The 737-nt window shown below is 78.2% G+C and carries 1 protein-coding gene; it reads right to left on the reverse strand.

Annotation, left to right across the window (positions count from 1 at the left end; translation table 11 throughout):
* Window positions 1–446: phosphatase PAP2 family protein (locus tag ACFW2E_RS35895; RefSeq protein ID WP_384472903.1), on the reverse strand; the 446-nt coding region annotated here is incomplete at its 3' end.
* Window positions 447–737 lie beyond the last annotated feature (291 nt).

Raw genomic sequence — 737 nt, forward strand, 5'->3', positions numbered from 1 at the left:
CGGGGGGGCGCCCGCCCCCCCCCCGCGGGGGGGGCCCCCCCGGCCGCGGCGAAGGCGACTGCCGACGCGGTGTGCCCCGAGGGGAAGGACGCGGACGCCGGCATGGGCACGTGCCGCCCGGGAAACGGCGAGTCCGCCGCCCGGTGGGGGCGCGGGCGACGTACGAGTCGCTTGCCGACCAGGTTCGCGGCCGCCGACGCGACACCGATGGCGGCGACGCCCAGAACGGCGGCGCGGCGGGGCCGGCCGGGGCACAGGGCGAGCAGCGCCGCGGTCGCGAACGAGATCTTCGAGTGGTCGGCGGCCCTGGACAGCCGCCGCAGGGCGGTGTCCAGGGTCGGGGTGTGCGTGATGGTCACCGTCTCGTACAGAGCCCGGTCCAGCGTGGCGAGATCCTGCACGAGGCCGCGGACGGGCGTGGGCAGACTCTGCTGTCGGTCAGGCATGATGCGACTCCTGGCTCGTCGTGGAGTGGGTCCGCCCCCACACGCACAGAACAGTCCGCCGCCGTTCGAGCGGCGGAAGGGCGTTCGAGGCCGCGCCGTCCCCGCTACGGCTACGGCTACGTGTTCCCGTGGCGGCCGGGGTAATCGAAGATCGGCCATTCGGGCGCCCCGCCCCGCCGGGGGGCGCGCCCGCGGGGCCGCCGGCCCCGCCGGCGCCCGGGGGGGGGGCCGCCCCCTCGCGGAGGGCGTCGGAGACGCGCGGGTCGACGGTCGTGGCGCGCAGTTCGGCGA

This window comes from Streptomyces sp. NPDC058964 (assembly GCF_042741275.1).
Taxonomy (GTDB): domain Bacteria; phylum Actinomycetota; class Actinomycetes; order Streptomycetales; family Streptomycetaceae; genus Streptomyces.